Annotated in this window: 14 protein-coding genes; 6 read left to right on the top strand and 8 right to left on the bottom strand. The window is 62.8% G+C overall.

What is annotated here, in order from left to right; all coding sequences use genetic code 11:
- The first annotated feature begins 36 nt into the window (after positions 1–36).
- The gene (locus HX855_RS24500) at positions 37–2,430 is read left to right on the top strand and encodes a fimbria/pilus outer membrane usher protein (protein WP_177089135.1); all 2,394 of its coding nucleotides are present in this window, start codon (positions 37–39) and stop codon (positions 2,428–2,430) included.
- Positions 2,431–2,446: 16 nt separating this feature from the next.
- Positions 2,447–3,436: a spore coat U domain-containing protein gene (locus tag HX855_RS24495; RefSeq protein WP_177089136.1), complete on the top strand. Its 990-nt coding sequence runs from the start codon at positions 2,447–2,449 to the stop codon at positions 3,434–3,436.
- On the opposite strand, the gene HX855_RS24490 is transcribed toward HX855_RS24495, so the two are convergent.
- Together HX855_RS24490 and HX855_RS24485 are read right to left on the bottom strand one after the other, a co-directional pair.
- Positions 3,433–4,185: an anti-sigma factor gene (locus HX855_RS24490; protein ID WP_177089137.1), complete on the bottom strand. Its 753-nt coding sequence runs from the start codon at positions 4,183–4,185 to the stop codon at positions 3,433–3,435. The two genes, HX855_RS24495 and HX855_RS24490, sit on opposite strands and share 4 nt — an antisense overlap.
- Positions 4,182–4,688 (bottom strand): RNA polymerase sigma factor, encoded by a 507-nt coding sequence (locus tag HX855_RS24485; protein ID WP_177089138.1) that lies wholly within the window; start codon positions 4,686–4,688, stop codon positions 4,182–4,184. Before HX855_RS24485 ends, HX855_RS24490 begins: the two co-directional genes overlap by 4 nt.
- Positions 4,689–4,859: 171 nt before the next feature.
- On the opposite strand from HX855_RS24485, the gene HX855_RS24480 reads away from it, so the two are divergent.
- Both HX855_RS24480 and HX855_RS24475 read left to right on the top strand, forming a co-directional pair.
- The gene (locus tag HX855_RS24480) at positions 4,860–5,942 is read left to right on the top strand and encodes a catalase family peroxidase (RefSeq protein WP_177089139.1); all 1,083 of its coding nucleotides are present in this window, start codon (positions 4,860–4,862) and stop codon (positions 5,940–5,942) included.
- A complete protein-coding gene (locus HX855_RS24475; protein ID WP_177089140.1) occupies positions 5,939–6,478 on the top strand; it encodes a cytochrome b in 540 nt (179 codons plus the stop codon). Before HX855_RS24480 ends, HX855_RS24475 begins: the two co-directional genes overlap by 4 nt.
- 56 nt (positions 6,479–6,534) lie before the next feature.
- Here HX855_RS24475 and HX855_RS24470 read toward each other — a convergent pair whose 3' ends face one another.
- Both HX855_RS24470 and HX855_RS24465 read right to left on the bottom strand, forming a co-directional pair.
- Positions 6,535–7,686, bottom strand: coding sequence for a carboxypeptidase family protein (locus HX855_RS24470; protein WP_177089141.1), 1,152 nt, complete (start codon positions 7,684–7,686; stop codon positions 6,535–6,537).
- A 469-nt stretch (positions 7,687–8,155) separates the two neighbouring features.
- On the bottom strand, positions 8,156–8,518 hold the full coding sequence (locus tag HX855_RS24465; protein ID WP_177089142.1) for a DUF6124 family protein: 363 nt from the start codon (positions 8,516–8,518) through the stop codon (positions 8,156–8,158).
- 128 nt (positions 8,519–8,646) lie between these two features.
- Between HX855_RS24465 and HX855_RS24460 the strand changes: the two genes are divergently transcribed.
- The gene (locus HX855_RS24460; protein WP_177089143.1) at positions 8,647–9,294 is read left to right on the top strand and encodes a LexA family transcriptional regulator; all 648 of its coding nucleotides are present in this window, start codon (positions 8,647–8,649) and stop codon (positions 9,292–9,294) included.
- Here the strand turns inward: HX855_RS24460 and HX855_RS24455 are convergent.
- The 4 genes from HX855_RS24455 to HX855_RS24440 are packed head-to-tail and all read right to left on the bottom strand — an operon-like array spanning position 9,291 to position 14,832.
- The gene (locus HX855_RS24455) at positions 9,291–11,228 is read right to left on the bottom strand and encodes an acetyl/propionyl/methylcrotonyl-CoA carboxylase subunit alpha (protein ID WP_177089144.1); all 1,938 of its coding nucleotides are present in this window, start codon (positions 11,226–11,228) and stop codon (positions 9,291–9,293) included. The genes HX855_RS24460 and HX855_RS24455 overlap by 4 nt on opposite strands.
- Entirely contained in the window at positions 11,225–12,031 is an 807-nt protein-coding gene (locus tag HX855_RS24450) for a gamma-carboxygeranoyl-CoA hydratase (RefSeq protein ID WP_177089145.1), read from the bottom strand. Before HX855_RS24450 ends, HX855_RS24455 begins: the two co-directional genes overlap by 4 nt.
- Positions 12,032–12,046: 15 nt before the next feature.
- On the bottom strand, positions 12,047–13,654 hold the full coding sequence (locus HX855_RS24445; protein ID WP_177089146.1) for a carboxyl transferase domain-containing protein: 1,608 nt from the start codon (positions 13,652–13,654) through the stop codon (positions 12,047–12,049).
- Between the two features lie 14 nt (positions 13,655–13,668).
- The gene (locus tag HX855_RS24440) at positions 13,669–14,832 is read right to left on the bottom strand and encodes an isovaleryl-CoA dehydrogenase (RefSeq protein WP_003212472.1); all 1,164 of its coding nucleotides are present in this window, start codon (positions 14,830–14,832) and stop codon (positions 13,669–13,671) included.
- A 146-nt stretch (positions 14,833–14,978) separates the two neighbouring features.
- Between HX855_RS24440 and HX855_RS24435 the strand changes: the two genes are divergently transcribed.
- Positions 14,979–16,616, top strand: a complete 1,638-nt coding sequence (locus tag HX855_RS24435) for an AMP-binding protein (protein WP_177089147.1) — start codon at positions 14,979–14,981, stop codon at positions 16,614–16,616.
- Positions 16,617–16,637: the final 21 nt, after the last annotated feature.

The raw sequence follows: 16,637 nt of genomic DNA, 5'->3' as shown, positions 1-16,637 counted from the left end.
AGGAATCGGGCATGGAGTAGCCCCTGATGTTAACGGATGGAGATGTCCATTGATGGGCACAAAGCCTTGGTGAGCCATGATCGGGCTCGTAGTCGATGGCGATCTGTGTGGGTGGTGGGCGGCCTGTCTGGCCTGGCGCTTGCGCCGCTTGGCCTGGCCGCGACATTGCCGCCGCCCCCCAGCAGTATGGAGGCTGTTGCCGATGCACAGTTGTTCCTGGAACTGGTGGTCAACCAGATGGACACAGGCCGGGTGGTCGCTGTCGATCAGCGCGCCGGCGGCTTGTTTGTGCCGGCGGCTACCTTGCGGGACGTGGGCATGAAGCTGCCGGCGGAAGTCACCAGCGAGGTCGCCCTGGACCACGTGCCCGGCCTGCACACCGATTACGACAGCCAGGGCCAGCGCTTGATGCTGACGGTGCCGCCGGCGTGGTTGCCGGAGCAGTTTATTGGCAGTCGCAATAACTATCCACGCACCCAGGCGCTCACCAGTTTTGGCGCGTTGCTCAACTATGACGCCTACCTGAATGACACCGATGATGCCGGCACCTACCTGGGCATTTTCAACGAAGTGCGGCTGTTCGACACCTGGGGCACCTTGTCCAACACCGGCCAGTACCGCACTACTTTTGGTGGCCAGACCAGCGGCAGCACCCTGAACAATGGCTACCGGCGCTATGACACCACCTGGCGCTTTTCCGACGATGAACGGCTGCTGACCTACGAGGCGGGCGATGTGATCAGCGGCGCCTTGCCGTGGAGCAGCTCGGTGCGCCTGGGCGGGGTGCAAGTGTCGCGGGACTTCGGCATACGCCCGGACCTGGTGACCTACCCCTTGCCACAGTTTGCCGGCGAGGCGGCCGTGCCGTCCTCGGTGGACCTGTTTATCAACGGCTACAAATCCAGCAGCGCCGACTTGCAGCCGGGCCCCTACACCCTGACCAACGTGCCGTTTATCAACGGTGCCGGCGAAGCGGTGGTGGTCACCACCGATGCCTTGGGCCGGCAGGTGTCGACCACGGTGCCGTTCTATGTCACCAGCACGTTGCTGCAAAAAGGCCTGTCGGACTTTTCGGTGGCGGCGGGTAATTTGCGGCGGGACTACACCATACGGGATTTTGGCTACGGGCCCGGGGTGGCCAGCGGTACCTTTCGTTATGGGATGTCGGATTACGTCACCCTGGAGAGCCATGCCGAGGCGTCCGGTTCCCTGACCCTGGGCGGGCTGGGCGGCAACGTGCGGCTGGGCAACTTCGGGGTGCTCAACACCGCCCTCAGCCAAAGCCAGTTTGAGGGCGAAAGCGGCCAGCAACTGAGCCTGGGTTATCAGTACAGCAACCAGCGCTACAGCCTGTCTTACCAGCGGGTTGAACGGCGGGACCAGTACGCCGACCTGACCCTGGTCGACACCCCGTACGCCAGCCTCAGCAAACGCAGCGAACAGGTCACCCTGAGCCTCAACCTCAACGAGTTCGGCAGCCTCGGTGCCGGCTATTTTGACGTGCAGGCGGCGGACGACTCGCGTACCCGGCTGTTGAACCTTACCTGGAGCAAGCAGTTGTGGCGCAACACCAGTTTCTACCTGTCGGCCAACCGCGAGGTCGGTGACAGCAATTGGGCGATGCAGGCGCAACTGGTGATCCCGTTCGACGTGTACGGCAGCCTGGCCCTGAGCAACGAACGCAGCCAGGCCGGCGCGAGCCGCCAGCGGGTCAACTACAGCCGTGCGGTGCCGTCCGAAGGCGGTGTGGGTTACAACCTGGGTTACGCCAGCGGCGACGGGCCGGCGTATCGCCAGGCCGACCTGACCTGGCGCATGCAGTCAGTGCAATTGCAGGCGGGCGTGTACGGCAGCAGCGACGCCGAGACCCGCTGGGCGGACGCCAGCGGCTCGTTGGTGTGGATGGACAAGCAATTCTTCAGCGCCAACCGGGTCAATGACGCGTTTGTGGTGGTGAGCACCGACGGTTATGCCGGCGTGCCGGTGCTCTACGAAAACCAGCGGGTGGGCGAAACCGATCGCAACGGGCACCTGCTGGTGCCATGGAGCAGCGCTTACTACCGTGCCAAATATGAAATCGACCCGCTGAACCTGCCGGTCAACGTGCAGACCCCCAATGTCGAACAGCGCGTGGCGGTGCGTCGCGGCAGTGGCTATTTGCTGGAGTTCCCGGTGCGCCGGGTGATCGCGGCCAGCATCACCCTGGTAGATGCCCGGCACCAGGACCTGCCCCTGGGCAGCCAGGTGCGCCACGAGCAGACCGGGGCGCGGGCGGTGGTGGGGTGGGATGGCCTGGTGTACCTGGAGAACCTGGCGGCCCACAACACCTTGCAGGTCACCGTGGGTGAGGGCCGTACCTGCCAGGCAACGTTCGACCTGGATATCAACGAGGAGCAGGTACCGCTGATCGGGCCACTGGTTTGCCAATGACATAAGGAGTGTGGGTGTGCGGGTCAGGGAATGGAGCGTTGGACTGTTGGTGTTGGCCAGTCTTGGGTGTTCGACGCAGGCGATGGCCGCGTGTTCGGTGGGCACGACTTCACCCGCCAGCTTTGGCACGGCGGTCAGTTCGATCAGCGTGCGCACCACGCCCCAGACCAGCTCGACGGCGTCAGGCGGCTTGAACTGCACCTCGGCACTGATTTCGTTGTTGGCCTCCAACGACCACTTTTACGGCACCATCACCGGCTCCTCCCAAGGCGGCATGGTGGGGCCTACCGGTGATGTGATCAGCTATACGGTCTATGCCAACAACACCGCCAGCTTTCCGATGACCCGAGGCACCGCATTCGACTTTGGGGGCCCTGGCGGCATTGCGCAAACCGCCGGGCTGATCGCCGGGCCCGGCACAAAAACCTTGCCGCTCTACCTGAGTACGACTATCGGCAGTAACGTGGCGGCGGGCACCTACAGCGAGACCTTGAGTATTTTCTGGAACTGGAATTATTGCTCGGGTATTGGTATCGGCGGCATTTGTTTGGGGCGGGACATCAACAGCGGCACCACGACCTTGACCGTCAGCGTCACGGTGGCTAACGACTGCACCATCAATGCACCGAATATCGCCTTTGGCAGCGCCCCGGTGATCAGTGGTTTTACCCCCGTGACCGGGCAAGCCAGCATTGCCTGCACCAAAGGCACGGCCTACACCGTGGGCATCAGCGACGGCCAGAACCCGGTCAGTGTGGGTGGGCAGCGGCGGATGATCTCCGGGAGCAACTTCCTGAATTACGACATCTTCAAAAGCGCCACCACCACCCGCTGGGGCAGCGTGACCACCGCCCGGCGCGCCAGCTCCACGGCTGAGGTGAACCCCGGAAATGGCCTGGGCACCGGCAGCCAGGTGTTCAACTTCAACGCGGCGATCTACACCAACCAGGCCACACCGCCGGCCGGCACCTACATCGACAACGTGGTGCTGGATGTGGGCTTCTAGAACCGAATCGTTTGCTTGAGCATCTGCGTGGTCGAGGCGTCTTGCGGGCTGACCATCGCATAGTTGTAGCCCGCCCCCGACCAGTATTCGGCCTGCAGCCCGTTGGCACTGCGGCTGCCCCGGGGCAGGAATTTGTTTTCCGGGCCCGGCGGGCGGATGTAGAAGCTGATGCGCCGTCCTTGGGGGTCTTCATACAGCACCATGGCCGCCGCGCCTTGCTCGGTGCTGAGCAAGCGCCCGCTGACGGCCTTGAACCCGGCCTGGCTCAGGTCCGGCAGGCGATAGGCCTGGTTAAAGTAACGGTCGAGCCAGCCTTGCATGTCGCCATCGCTTTGCACGTGGTAGTCGGCGGGCAGAATGCCGTCCTGGGCAAACAGGCGGTAGGCCTGCATGGCGTCGCTCATGGGCAGCACGTTCTCGGCGAATGTGGCTTGCCGGGCCTGCCAGCCGCCGAGGCCGCCGACACTGACGGCGATCAACAGCACCGCAGCGGTCGCGAGGTGACGGCGTGACTGGCGTTTGACCCGCTGGCGAATCAGGGCCGGGTCCAGCTCGGGGTTGGCCGGCTGTTGCAGTGCGCCGCTCAGGGACGCCCGCAGGTGCTGCGCGTCCTGTTGCCAGGCGTGCACCTGGGCGGCGACGTCCGGATGGGCCGCCAGCCAGGTTTCGAGCTGGCGGCGGTCGGCGTCCAGCAACTGGTGGTCGACGTAGGCATGCAAATCGCGTTCGCTGGGGGGCAGGCTGATCATTTGAGTATCCGCAGGGCAGGGGTGGTGATTTCGCCGTCGCTGAGCTGGCGCAGGGCCTGGCGCGCGCGCGACAGGCGAGACATCACGGTGCCCACGGGCACCTCAAGGATGTCGGCGACTTCTTTGTAGCTCAAGCCTTCCACCGAGACCCACAGCAGCAGGGCGCGCTGTTCGGTGTTCAATTTGTCGAAGGCTTGCAGGGTCGATTGCGCGATGACGGTGCGCTCGACCGACGGCTGCGAGTCATCGCGGCCGGTGAAGAATTCCAACATGCGCGTGTACCGCCGGGAACGCCGGTGGGCGTCGAGAAACTGCCGGTAGAGAATCGAGAACAGCCAGGCGCGCAAGTCGCCTTCGAGGCGTTTGTCGGCCCAACTGATGATCGCGCGTTCGAGGCTGGCCTGCACCAGGTCGTCGGCGCTGCTGCTGTTACGCGTCAGGGACACGGCAAAACGCCGCAGCCTGGGGATGAGTTCACGTAACTGTTCGTCGAGTTCGTGCATGGGATTCTGGCTAGTCACTACGCTGGGACTAGGAAGACGTCCGGCGTTGCAGGTTATTCCAGGCCAATAAAAATAAACAGCCGGCCAGGGAATAGAGTGCGCTGGCGTTCGTCCCAAGTGTTCCGACCTTATGTTTCACCCACTCAAGGCCTCTGGCCCTGGAGTTATTTCATGGTAGATCACTCATCACCGCCCCGTCCGCCGCTGAGCACCGCAAGCCTGATAATCCGGTTGGCCAGCATCGGCGTGGTGGTTGCGGTTGTGGCCGGGGCTTTTGCCTACGTCAACGGTACCCTTGACCCACAGCGGTTGCGGCCTAAGACCTTCGTCAACGCCCTGGAAGCCAACAATGGCCTGCACCCGGGCTACCGTCGCAACCATGCCAAGGGCGTGTGCGTGGCCGGTTATTTCGAGAGCAGCCCCGAGGCGCGCCAGTACTCCAGTGCCCAGGTCTTCAGCGAAGCGCGCACCCCGGTGATCGGGCGTTTTGCGCTGCCCAGCGGCAACCCGTATGCGCCGGACAGCAGTGTGCCGATCCGCAGTTTTGCCCTGCAGTTCAGCTTGGCCAACGGCCAGCAATGGCGCACCGGGATGAACAGCATGCCGGTGTTCCCGGTGGGCACGCCCGAGGCTTTTTTCGCGATGCTCAAGGCCGGTACACCGGACCCGGCCACCGGCAAGCCGAACCCTACCGCCATGCCCACGTTTTTCGCGGCACATCCTGAAACTGCGCAGTTCCTGGCCTGGGTCAAGACCGCCAAGCCATCCGCCAGCTATGCCACTGAAACCTATAACGGCATCAATGCGTTTTACCTGGTGAACGCCAGCGGCCAACGTCAGGCCGTGCGCTGGGGTGTCGTGCCACAAACCCAGGATGCAGCGGGCGCCACCGCGCCGGCCGGCAGCGATTTCCTCGAAAAAGACCTGACCCAGCGCCTGCTGGCCGGCCCGTTGCGCTGGCAGTTGAACGTGACCCTGGCCAACCCGGGCGACCCGGTGGATGACGCCAGCAAGGCCTGGACCGGCGAACACAAGGTGCTGAATGCCGGGACGCTGGTGCTGCAAAGCAGCCAGCCGCAAATGGACGGTGACTGCCGCGACATCAACTTTGACCCTCTGATTCTGCCCAGCGGTATCGAAGCCTCGAATGACCCACTGCTGGCCGCCCGTTCGGCGGCGTACGCCAGTTCTTACCTGCGTCGCACCAGCGAAGTCAGCCAGCTGCACAGCGCCCCTCAGGAGTCGAAGCCATGAATGCTCAACCACGGTTTTTCGCCCCGCTGGCGCGCCTGCTGCACTGGCTGATGGCGTTGATGGTCATCGCCATGCTGTTTATCGGTGCGGGCATGGTGGCGTCGGTGTCGGAGCGCCATGAATGGCTGATCCACCTGCACAAGCCGTTGGGCATCGCCATCCTGGCGCTGGTGATCGTGCGCTTGATCGTGCGTTTTTCCACGCGTCAGCCGCCGCTTCCCGCGGATTTGCCGCTGTGGCAAGTGCTGGCGGCCAAGGCGTCCCATGTGGTGCTGTATGCCTTGATGCTGGTGTTGCCGCTGCTGGGCTGGGCGATGGTGTCGGCGGCCGGCGATCCGGTGATGCTCAGCAGTTCGGTGCAGTTGCCGGCGCTGGTGGGGGCCAATGCGCCGTTGTTTGCGGTGTTGCGCAAGGCTCACGGGTATCTGGCGTATTTGCTGTTTCTGACGGTGCTGTTGCACCTGGCGGCGGCGCTGTTCCACGGTTTGATCCGGCGCGACGGGGTGCTGCAAAGCATGACCGGCACCAAGGACTGATGCCTGGCCCGGCGACGGCGGCAGTGGTGCCGCCGTCGCCGGGGACAGTCGAAGGGTTAGCGCAGTACGCCGACGATATCCGCCACAGTGCTCAACACATCCTTGCCCAACTGCATCGAGCGTTTGCCTGACCAGCCGGTGTGCGGGTTAGGGGCGTCGTCGTTGTCCTTGAAGGGCATTTCCAGGGTCAGCGACAGGCAATCGTACTTCTCGCCGACGCTGTTGCACGCCAGCGTCATGTTGGCTTCACCCGGCAGGTCGCGGGTGTAGCCGTGGGTGGTCTGGAAGTCCCGGGTGAGGCCGCTCAGGTGGCTGCGGAAGTGTTTCTCCAACTGCTCGATGCGCGGCGTGTAGCCGGGGTTGCCTTCGCAGCCGGCGGTGAACACGTAGGGGATTTCTTCGTCACCGTGGATATCCAGGAACAAATCAACGCCATACTTTTCCATTTGCTGCTGGACGAACAGCACTTCGGGGCTGATCTCCTGGCTAGCGTTCTGCCAGGCGCGGTTGAGGTCCTGGCCCATGGCGTTGGTGCGCAGATGGCCATGGAAGGCACCATCGGGGTTCATGTTCGGCACCAGGTACAGGTCGGCGGCGGCCAGCAGCTTTTTCAGCTCGGCGTCACCGTCCTGTTGCAGGCGTTCGATGATGCCTTCCATAAACCATTCGGCCATGTGCTCGCCGGGATGCTGCTGGGCGATGATCCAGACCTTGCGCTTGTTGGCCTCGCCTTTGCCGCGGCGCAGCAGCGGGATATCACGGCCTTCGACACTTTTGCCGGTGGCCAGCAATTGCGTGCCGGCGCGGTTCAGCGCCTGGTCGATCAGCCAGTCGTGGCGTTCGCGGCTGTAGGGTTCGAAGTAGGCGAACCAGGCCTGTTTTTCGCGGGTTTCGAGGGTGATGTGCAGGGTCTCGCCATCAAAGCGGGTGGGCACCCGAAACCAGTTGATATGGTCGTAGGACGCCACGGCGTTGTAGCCACTCCAGGCGTGCTTGTAGGAAGAGTGGCCAGCGTTGCTCAAGCGGAAGGTGTGGCTGTGGCCCACGTGCATGCCTTCGGCCTTGAAGTGGAACCACTGGAAGTGCTGGCTGCGTGTATCGGGCTTGATGGCCAGCAGCAACTGGTGGGCATCACTGGCGTCAAGCACCTGGATGTTGCCGCTGTCGAAGTCGGTGCTGATCTTGATGGAGGTCAAGGCCACGGTCATAGTCTGATTGCCTGAATATGAGTGTTGTGGCGGGCATTTTACACCGCGGCGGGGTAAAGCCTGGGTGCAATTTTTTGCGGGGGGGAAGGTGGGGGCGTCGTCCTTGACGCCGCAGCAGCTTAGAATCTATGAGATTGAGTCTCAAGTGCTATTTTTGAAAGAACCGGCCTAGAGCGCCCGATCGACTTTCTTTTGGCGATAGTCTTTTGCTACCATGCGCGCCATCAAGCAACACACAGTCTTCATTAGCCTGAAGCCACGCCAGAAAAAACTGGCAAAAAAAAGACCCGGCCAAAGAGCCGGGTCAAAAACCGTGATTAGCCTGATGAGGAGATATTCCAAGAGTCCGACCTAAGGTCTCTTGGGCTATCGACTGATCTCGCGATCAGCTAGGTCCAATAATAATCATTATCATTTGCAAGTCAAATGTTTTTATCCCTCAGATAGAAATATTTTTCCTTCGCGTCTGCTACATCCTGGCCGAGTGTTCGGTGTCCCTGGCCGAAAGCCGCAGCGATCGCTCCACCATCACCTTCGCCATATCAATCAAATAGACCACTGAAAACGCCAGGTCCCGGCTATTGCCGTGGGCGCTGTTTGCCGATTCGTACGCGGTGGCCGCAGCGCTGCGCAGCAGGTCGGAGGCGTGGACGAGTGCTTCCTCATCGCTGATGCCGGGCTTGGCCTCGAACAAGGTGTCGTCGGCGGGCGTCGGCGTGATGTCCTCTTTCAAGTAATAGTCCAGTGCGCGCTGGGCGGCGCCACTGCTGCGCATGAACAGCACCTCGTCGTCATCGCAGGTTTCGGGAAGGGGATACGGGGTTGTCGTCATAAGGTCGGTGCTCTGGTGGGTGTCGAAAGCCTGCAACCGATATTAGTACGAATCGTATTTATGGCGTTTTATTGATTACTACAAACTGTTTATTGTCGTGGGGAGTACACAACGTATTGTCAGGCCCCATGGATAAATGGATAGCGTTGGTCAAGGCCAGCATGAAAGACCGCAAGGTCACGCAGGATCAATTGGCCACGCGGCTGGGCATGTCCCAGGGCGGGGTCGGCCATTGGTTGAACAAGCGCCGGGTGCCGAGCCTCGCCGACATGAACCGGGTGATGGAGGAACTGGGCCTGGGCTACCTCGAGGTGGCGCTGGTGGTTCGCGAGAAGGCGGTCGCGCCGGTGGAGGAAGAGTTGGAGCCGACGCCGCACTACAACCTGAATTACCGTTACCCGGTGAGTGAAGGGAAAGGAGGGTATCTGTTGCAGGAAGAATCTCGGCCTTACGGCGTTGCCCGTTTCCAGATGAGTGACTATCACGCCCGTGGCAAGGCGTTCTGGCTACGGGTGATTGGCGATGCCATGACGGCCCCCAGCGGCTTGAGTATCAGTGAGGGCATGATGGTTCTGGTGGACCCGGCCGTCCGGCCCGAGCCTGGCAAACTGGTGGTGGCCCAATGGGCGTTCAATCCCCAGGCGACCTTGCGCAAATGGGTGCAGGAAAGCGGCCAGTTTTACCTAGTACCGCTCAACCCGACTTACCCGAAAATGCTCTTCAGCGCTGAGTGCCGGATCATCGGCGTGGTGGTGCAGGCGGTCACGCAGTTTTAGCTCGCGGCTTCCAGCTCCACCAGTGCGCTGCCTTCACTGACCATTTCACCTTCCTGGCAATACAGTGCCTTGACCGCCCCGGCGTGGGGCGCACGGATGCTGTGTTCCATCTTCATGGCTTCCAGCACCACCAATTGCGTCCCGGCTTCAACCGTTTGCCCGACCTCCACCAGCACCCGCACGATGCTGCCGTTCATTGGCGCGGTCAGGCCGCCCTGATGGGACTGGCTGGCGTCGACGGCGGCGATCGGGTCAAACAGGCTGACGCTGTGTACCTCGCCGTCCCAGCGCAGAAACAGGCTGTCGCCCTCGCGTACGGCCAGATGAGAGCGGCGCACGCCTTGCTGGTCGATCAGCAACTGCTCGCCGCGCAACTGGGGCGGGTTGACGCCGGGTTGCAGCGTTACCAGGCGCTCCTGGCCATTGCAGCTCAAATGCAGGGAAACCTCGGCCGGCAACCCGGCGCGAAAGCCACGGGTGTCTGCCCAGGGCGAACGGGGATCATTGCTCGGTTGGGTTTGCATGAACCCCTGGCCTGCCGCCTGCCAGAACTCATCGCTTAACTCGCCGGGCGCGGGCAGCAGTTCATCCTGATAACGCGGGATAAACCCGGTGTCCAGCTCGGCAGCCGCAAACGCCGGATGGCCGATGATGCGCCGCAAAAAGCCCAGGTTGGTCTTCAGTCCACCCACGGCAAATTCATCCAGCATGCCCAGCAGCCGCAGGCGTGCCTGCTCGCGGTCTTCGCCCCAGGCAATCAGCTTGCCCAGCATCGGGTCGTAGAACGGTGACACGTTGTCGCCTTGTTCGACGCCGCTGTCCACCCGGCGCCCCGGCCCGGGCGTGGATTCGCGGTACAACGCCAGGTGCCCGGTGGCCGGCAGGAAATCATTGGCCGGGTCCTCGGCATACAAGCGCACTTCAATCGCATGCCCCCGCAGCGGTACTTGCGCCTGGGTCATCGGCAACGGCTCGCCCTGGGCCACACGAATCTGCCAGGCCACCAGGTCCAGGCCGGTGATGGCCTCGGTCACCGGGTGTTCCACCTGCAGCCGGGTGTTCATCTCCATGAAGAAAAACTCGCCCCGTGCGTCCAGCAAGAACTCCACCGTGCCCGCACCCACATAACCGATGGCCTGGGCCGCACGAACTGCCGCCTCGCCCATGGCTTTGCGCTGCTCGACACTCAGGCCCGGCGCCGGTGCTTCCTCGACGACTTTCTGGTGGCGCCGCTGGATCGAGCAATCGCGCTCGTTGAGGTACAGGCAATGCCCATGCTGGTCGGCGAACACCTGGATTTCCACGTGACGCGGCTTGAGCAAATACTTCTCCACCAGCATCTGCGCATTGCCAAACGAAGACAGCGCTTCGCGTTGGGCCGAGGCCAGGGCTTCGGCCAGTTGGCTGACGTCTTCGACCACTTTCATGCCCTTGCCGCCACCGCCTGCGGTGGCCTTGAGCAGCACCGGGTAACCGATGCGCTCGGCCGCCTGGCGAAAGGTCTCCAGGTCTTGGGCGTCACCGTGATAGCCCGGCACCAGCGGCACGCCGGCGGTTTCCATCAGCGCCTTGGCCGCCGACTTGCTGCCCATGGCATCAATGGCCGAGGCGGGCGGGCCGAGGAAGATCAACCCGGCGGCTTCAATAGCACGGGCGAACCCGGCGTTCTCCGACAGAAAGCCATAACCCGGGTGAATCGCCTGGGCGCCGCTGGCATGGGCCGCGGCGATCAGCTTGTCGATTTGCAGGTAGCTGTCGGCGGCCTTGCTGCCGCTCAGGTCCACGCGAATATCCGCCTCGCGGGCATGCCGTGCGTCACGGTCCGTGGCGCTGTGCACGGCCACGGTGGTCAAGCCCATGGCTTTGGCGGTCCGCATCACCCGGCAGGCAATTTCGCCGCGATTGGCCACCAATACAGTGGTAAGCGTCTTCATGAACGCGGCTCCTGAGACTGCCAGTTGGGTGCGCGTTTTTGCAAAAAGGCCCGTAAGCCTTCCTGGCCTTCGGCGCTGACGCGGATTCGGGCGATGGAGTTTTCGCAGTAGCGACGCAGTGCCGGTGTGAGCGCCCCATGACCGACCTCGCGCAACAAATCCTTGCTGGCACGCATGGCCGCCGGGCTGTTGAGCAGCAGGTTGGTGATCCACTGTTCAACCTGTGCATCCAGATCGGCGCTCGGATAACTCTCCGCCAGCAGCCCGATTTCCCGGGCGCGCTGGCCGCCAAAACGGTCTGCCGTGAGGGCATACCGACGGGCTGCCCGCTCGCCGATCGCTTGCACCACGAACGGGCTGATCACCGCCGGCGCCAGGCCAATGCGCACCTCCGACAGACAGAACTGTGCCTCATCGCTGCCAATCGCCATGTCGCAGCAACTGATCAACCCGAGGGCACCGCCGTAAGCGGCGCCCTGAACCACGGCCAGCGTCGGGATCTTCAGCTTGGCCAGGTTGTACATCAGCTCTGCCAGTTCCCGGGCATCGTCCAGGTTGGTGTGGTAATCCAGCTCGGCCGATTGCTGCATCCAGGCCAGGTCGGCGCCGGCGCTGAAGTGCTTGCCGCGCCCGCGCAGTACCAAAAAACGCAGGGCCGGATCGCCCTGGACCTGGTCGAGGGCGATGATCAGTTCGCGGATCATTTCGGCGTTGAACGCATTGTTCTTGGCTTCGCGACTGAGCCACAGGGTGGCAAAGCCACGCGGGTCGGTGACCAGTTCGAGGGTATTGAAATCGCTCATGGGGTGCAGCTCCATTTACATGCGGAACACGCCGAAGCGGCTCGGCTCGATGGGGGCGTTCAGCGCGGCGGACAAGGCCAGGGCCAGCACGTCGCGGGTCTGCAACGGGTCGATGACGCCGTCGTCCCACAGCCGTGCGCTGGAGTAGTAGGGGTGGCCCTGGGTTTCGTACTGGTCGAGGATCGGCTGCTTGATCGCGGCTTCCTCATCGCTGCTGAAACCCTGGCCCGCGCGCTCCGCCTGCTCACGCTTGACCTGCACCAGCACGCCGGCGGCCTGTTCGGCGCCCATCACGCCGATGCGTGCGTTGGGCCACATCCACAAGAAGCGCGGGTCGTAGGCGCGGCCACACATGCCGTAGTTACCGGCGCCGAAGCTGCCGCCAATGATCACCGTGAATTTCGGCACTTTGGCACAGGCCACGGCGGTCACCAGCTTGGCGCCGTGCTTGGCGATGCCGCCGGCTTCGTATTTCTGGCCGACCATAAAGCCTGTGATGTTTTGCAGGAACAGCAGCGGAATCCCGCGCTGGCAGGCCAGCTCGATAAAGTGCGCGCCTTTCTGCGCGGCTTCGGCGAAGAGAATGCCGTTATTGGCCAGGATCGCAATCGGGTAGCCGTGCAGGTGGGCAAAGCCGCACACCAGCGTGGTGCCGAACAACGCCTTGAATTCATCGAACACCGAACCGTCCACCAATCGCGCGATCACTTCGCGCACATCGAAGGGTTGCTTGGCGTCGGCCGGGATCACGCCGTACAGCTCTTCACTGCCATATAACGGCGCCGTGGGCGTGCCCTGTTGCAACTGGCCGAGCTTGCGCCAGTTGAGGTTCGCCACACTGCGCCGGGCCAGCGCCAGGGCGTGCTCATCGCTGTCGGCGTAGTGGTCGGCCACCCCGGAAATCTTGCAGTGCACATCGGCACCGCCCAGGTCTTCGGCGCTCACCACCTCACCGGTCGCGGCCTTCACCAGCGGCGGGCCGGCGAGGAAGATGGTGGCTTGCTGGCGGACCATGATTGCTTCGTCCGCCATCGCCGGCACATACGCGCCACCGGCGGTGCAGGAACCCATCACCACAGCGATCTGCGGGATGCCCTGGGCGCTCATGTTGGCCTGGTTGAAGAAGATTCGCCCGAAGTGCTCGCGGTCCGGGAACACTTCATCCTGGCGCGGCAGGTTGGCGCCGCCGGAGTCCACCAGGTAGATGCACGGCAGGCGGTTCTGCTCGGCGATGGTCTGGGCGCGCAGGTGTTTCTTGACGGTCAGCGGGTAGTACGAGCCGCCTTTTACCGTGGCATCGTTGGCGACGATCATGCACTCGACACCTTCCACCCGGCCAATCCCAGCAATCACCCCGGCCGCCGGCACGTCTTCGCCGTACACCTGATAGGCCGCCAGTTGGCTGAGCTCAAGGAAGGGCGAGCCCGGGTCGAGCAGGCGATTGATCCGCTCGCGAGGCAACAGTTTGCCTCTGGATGTGTGACGCTCCTGAGCCTTGGCGCCGCCGCCTTGCTGCACCTGGGCGAGCAGGGTGTGCAGGGCGTCGACCTGTTGGCACATCGCCGCACTGTTGGCGGCGAATTCCGCCGAGCGCGGGTTGAGCTGGGTGTGCAGGGTAGCCATGGGGCGCGCTCCGTTCAGCGGGTTTCGTTAAACAGTTCGCGACCGATCAGCATGCGCCGGATCTCACTGGTACCCGCACCGATTTCATACAGCTTGGCGTCACGCAGCAGACGGCCCGCCGGGAATTCATTGATGTAGCCATTGCCGCCGAGAATCTGGATTGCGTCGAGGGCCATCTGGGTGGCGCGTTCGGCGCTGTAGAGGATCACCCCGGCAGCGTCCTTGCGCGTGGTTTCGCCGCGCTCGCAGGCCTGGGCCACCGCATACAGGTAGGCACGGCTGGCGTTGAGTTGGGTGTACATGTCGGCGACCTTGCCCTGGATCAGCTGGAACTCGCCGATGCTCTGGCCGAACTGCTTGCGGTCGTGGATGTAGGGCACGATCAGGTCCATACAGGCCTGCATGATCCCGGTGGGGCCGCCGGAGAGCACCACGCGTTCGTAATCGAGGCCGCTCATCAGTACCTTCACGCCGCCATTCAGGGCGCCGAGGATATTTTCTTCCGGCACTTCGACGTCATCAAAAAACAGCTCGCAGGTGTTGGAGCCGCGCATGCCGAGCTTGTCGAACTTGTTGCTGCGGCTGAAGCCCTTCGAATCGCGCTCGACGATAAACGCGGTGATGCCGTGGGCGCCCTTTTCCAGGTCGGTCTTGGCGTAGATCACGTAGGTGTTGGCGTCGGGGCCGTTGGTGATCCAGGTCTTGCTGCCGTTGAGCACGTACACACTGCCGCGTTTATCGGCGCGCAGCTTCATGGAGACCACGTCGGAACCGGCATTCGGCTCGCTCATGGCCAGGGCGCCGATGTGCTCGCCGCTGATCAGCTTGGGCAGGTACTTGAGTTTTTGTTCGTGGGTGCCGTTGCGGTTGATCTGGTTGACGCAGAGGTTGGAGTGCGCACCGTAGGACAACGCCACCGACGCCGAGCCCCGGCTGATCTCTTCCATGGCCACCACGTGGGCCAGGTAGCCCAGGCCGGCGCCGCCGTATTCTTCCGGTACGGTAATGCCCAAAAGGCCCATGTCACCGAACTTGCGCCACATGTCGGCGGGGAACAGGTTATCGATGTCGATCTGCGCCGCTCGGGGTGCCAGTTCCTTGGCCACGAAGGACTGCACCTGGTCACGCAGCATGTCGATGGTTTCGCCGAGGGCGAAGTTCAGGGAGGGGTAACTCATGGACAGGCACCTTTATAGCGTTGTTTTTGTGTGGCGGAAGCGCCCGGGAAGGCGATCACCTTTACGTTAACGTAAACTTGCGTTGCAGGCCTGTCAATCGTAGTTTACGTTTACGTCAACCTACAAAAAAGACAACAGGGGTCGCTATGGATCAGCCGAATCAGAGTTACAGCCGTGGCAGTCAGGACAAGACCTTGCTGGCCATGACCATTGGCCAAGCCTTCGATAACACGGTTGCGCAGTACCCCGACGGCGAAGCGCTGGTAGTGCGCCATCAACCGCGGCGCTACACCTGGCGGCAGTTGGCCGAGACGGTTGATTTGCATGCGCGTGCGTTCCTGGCCATGGGCATGCAAACCGGCGACCGCCTGGGCATCTGGGCGCCCAACTGCGCGGAGTGGTGCATCAGCCAAATTGCCAGCGCCAAGCTCGGCGTGATCCTGGTCAATATCAACCCGGCGTATCGCAGCAGTGAGCTGGAGTACGTACTCAAGCAATCCGGTTGCCAGTGGCTGGTGTGCGCCGGGTCGTTCAAGACCTCCGATTACCACGGCATGTTGCAGGAACTGAAACCCGACCTGCGCGGCATCATCAGCCTCGATGCCAACCCGCCCCCGGGGTTCACGCCCTGGTCACACTTGGCGGCCCTCGGCGCAGGCGTCCCGCCCGAGCAACTGCACACCCGCCAGGCCAGCCTGCACTTTGATCAACCCGTCAACATCCAGTACACCTCCGGCACCACCGGCTTCCCCAAGGGGGCCACCCTCAGTCACCACAACATCCTCAATAACGGCTATATGGTCGGCGAAAGCCTGGGCCTGACCGCGCAAGACCGCCTGGTGATTCCGGTGCCGCTGTATCACTGTTTCGGCATGGTGATGGGCAACCTGGGCTGCATCACCCACGGCACCACCATGATCTACCCGAATGACGGCTTCGACCCACTGTTGACCCTGACTGCCGTCGCCGAAGAGCACGCCACCGGGCTTTACGGCGTGCCCACCATGTTTATTGCCATGCTCGATCACCCGCGTCGCGGCGAATTCGACCTGTCGCGTTTGCGCACCGGGATCATGGCCGGCGCCACCTGCCCGATCGAGGTGATGCGCCGGGTCATCAGCGAGATGCACATGGGTGAGGTACAGATTGCCTACGGTATGACTGAAACCAGTCCGGTGTCTTTGCAGACCGGGCCGGACGATGACCTGGAGCGGCGGGTGACCACCGTGGGGCGTACCCAGCCGCAGCTGGAAAGCAAGATTATCGATGAGGCTGGCAACACCGTGGCCCGGGGTCAGATAGGTGAGCTGTGTACTCGTGGCTACAGTGTGATGCTCGGGTACTGGAACAATCCTGAGGCCACCCACGGGGCCATTGATGAGGCGGGCTGGATGCACACCGGCGACCTGGCGACCATGGATGAGCACGGTTACGTGTGCATCGCCGGGCGCAACAAGGACATGATCATTCGCGGTGGCGAGAATGTGTACCCGCGGGAGCTGGAGGAGTTTTTCTTTACCCACCCGGCGGTGGCGGATGTGCAGGTGATCGGGATTCCTGATGAGCGCTACGGCGAAGCGATCGTCGCGTGGATCAAGTTTCACCCCGGGCATGTCGTCAATGAGCTTGAGCTGCAGACGTGGTGCAAGGGGCGGATTGCGCACTTCAAGACGCCGAAGCATTTCAAGTTTGTTGAGGAGTTTCCGATGACGGTGACGGGGAAGATTCAGAAGTTTCGGATGCGGGAAATTATGATTGAGGAGTTGGGGGTGGGGGGGGATTGATGGGGTACATATCCGTTGCTG

Source organism: Pseudomonas sp. IPO3778 (genome assembly GCF_013386825.1).
GTDB lineage: Bacteria > Pseudomonadota > Gammaproteobacteria > Pseudomonadales > Pseudomonadaceae > Aquipseudomonas.
This window is presented reverse-complemented; position numbering and strand designations above follow the sequence as displayed.

What these genes read in the sequence shown, in the direction of transcription:
- HX855_RS24460 (WP_177089143.1), top strand. Translation starts at nt 8,647, where the DNA reads ATGGATAAATGGATAGCGTTGGTCAAGGCCAGCATGAAAGACCGCAAG.
- HX855_RS24440 (WP_003212472.1), bottom strand. Translation starts at nt 14,832, where the DNA reads ATGAGTTACCCCTCCCTGAACTTCGCCCTCGGCGAAACCATCGACATG.
- HX855_RS24450 (WP_177089145.1), bottom strand. Translation starts at nt 12,031, where the DNA reads ATGAGCGATTTCAATACCCTCGAACTGGTCACCGACCCGCGTGGCTTT.
- HX855_RS24475 (WP_177089140.1), top strand. Translation starts at nt 5,939, where the DNA reads ATGAATGCTCAACCACGGTTTTTCGCCCCGCTGGCGCGCCTGCTGCAC.
- HX855_RS24455 (WP_177089144.1), bottom strand. Translation starts at nt 11,228, where the DNA reads ATGAAGACGCTTACCACTGTATTGGTGGCCAATCGCGGCGAAATTGCC.
- HX855_RS24435 (WP_177089147.1), top strand. Translation starts at nt 14,979, where the DNA reads ATGGATCAGCCGAATCAGAGTTACAGCCGTGGCAGTCAGGACAAGACC.
- HX855_RS24470 (WP_177089141.1), bottom strand. Translation starts at nt 7,686, where the DNA reads ATGACCGTGGCCTTGACCTCCATCAAGATCAGCACCGACTTCGACAGC.
- HX855_RS24480 (WP_177089139.1), top strand. Translation starts at nt 4,860, where the DNA reads ATGGTAGATCACTCATCACCGCCCCGTCCGCCGCTGAGCACCGCAAGC.
- HX855_RS24445 (WP_177089146.1), bottom strand. Translation starts at nt 13,654, where the DNA reads ATGGCTACCCTGCACACCCAGCTCAACCCGCGCTCGGCGGAATTCGCC.
- HX855_RS24465 (WP_177089142.1), bottom strand. Translation starts at nt 8,518, where the DNA reads ATGACGACAACCCCGTATCCCCTTCCCGAAACCTGCGATGACGACGAG.
- HX855_RS24500 (WP_177089135.1), top strand. Translation starts at nt 37, where the DNA reads ATGGAGATGTCCATTGATGGGCACAAAGCCTTGGTGAGCCATGATCGG.
- HX855_RS24485 (WP_177089138.1), bottom strand. Translation starts at nt 4,688, where the DNA reads ATGCACGAACTCGACGAACAGTTACGTGAACTCATCCCCAGGCTGCGG.
- HX855_RS24490 (WP_177089137.1), bottom strand. Translation starts at nt 4,185, where the DNA reads ATGATCAGCCTGCCCCCCAGCGAACGCGATTTGCATGCCTACGTCGAC.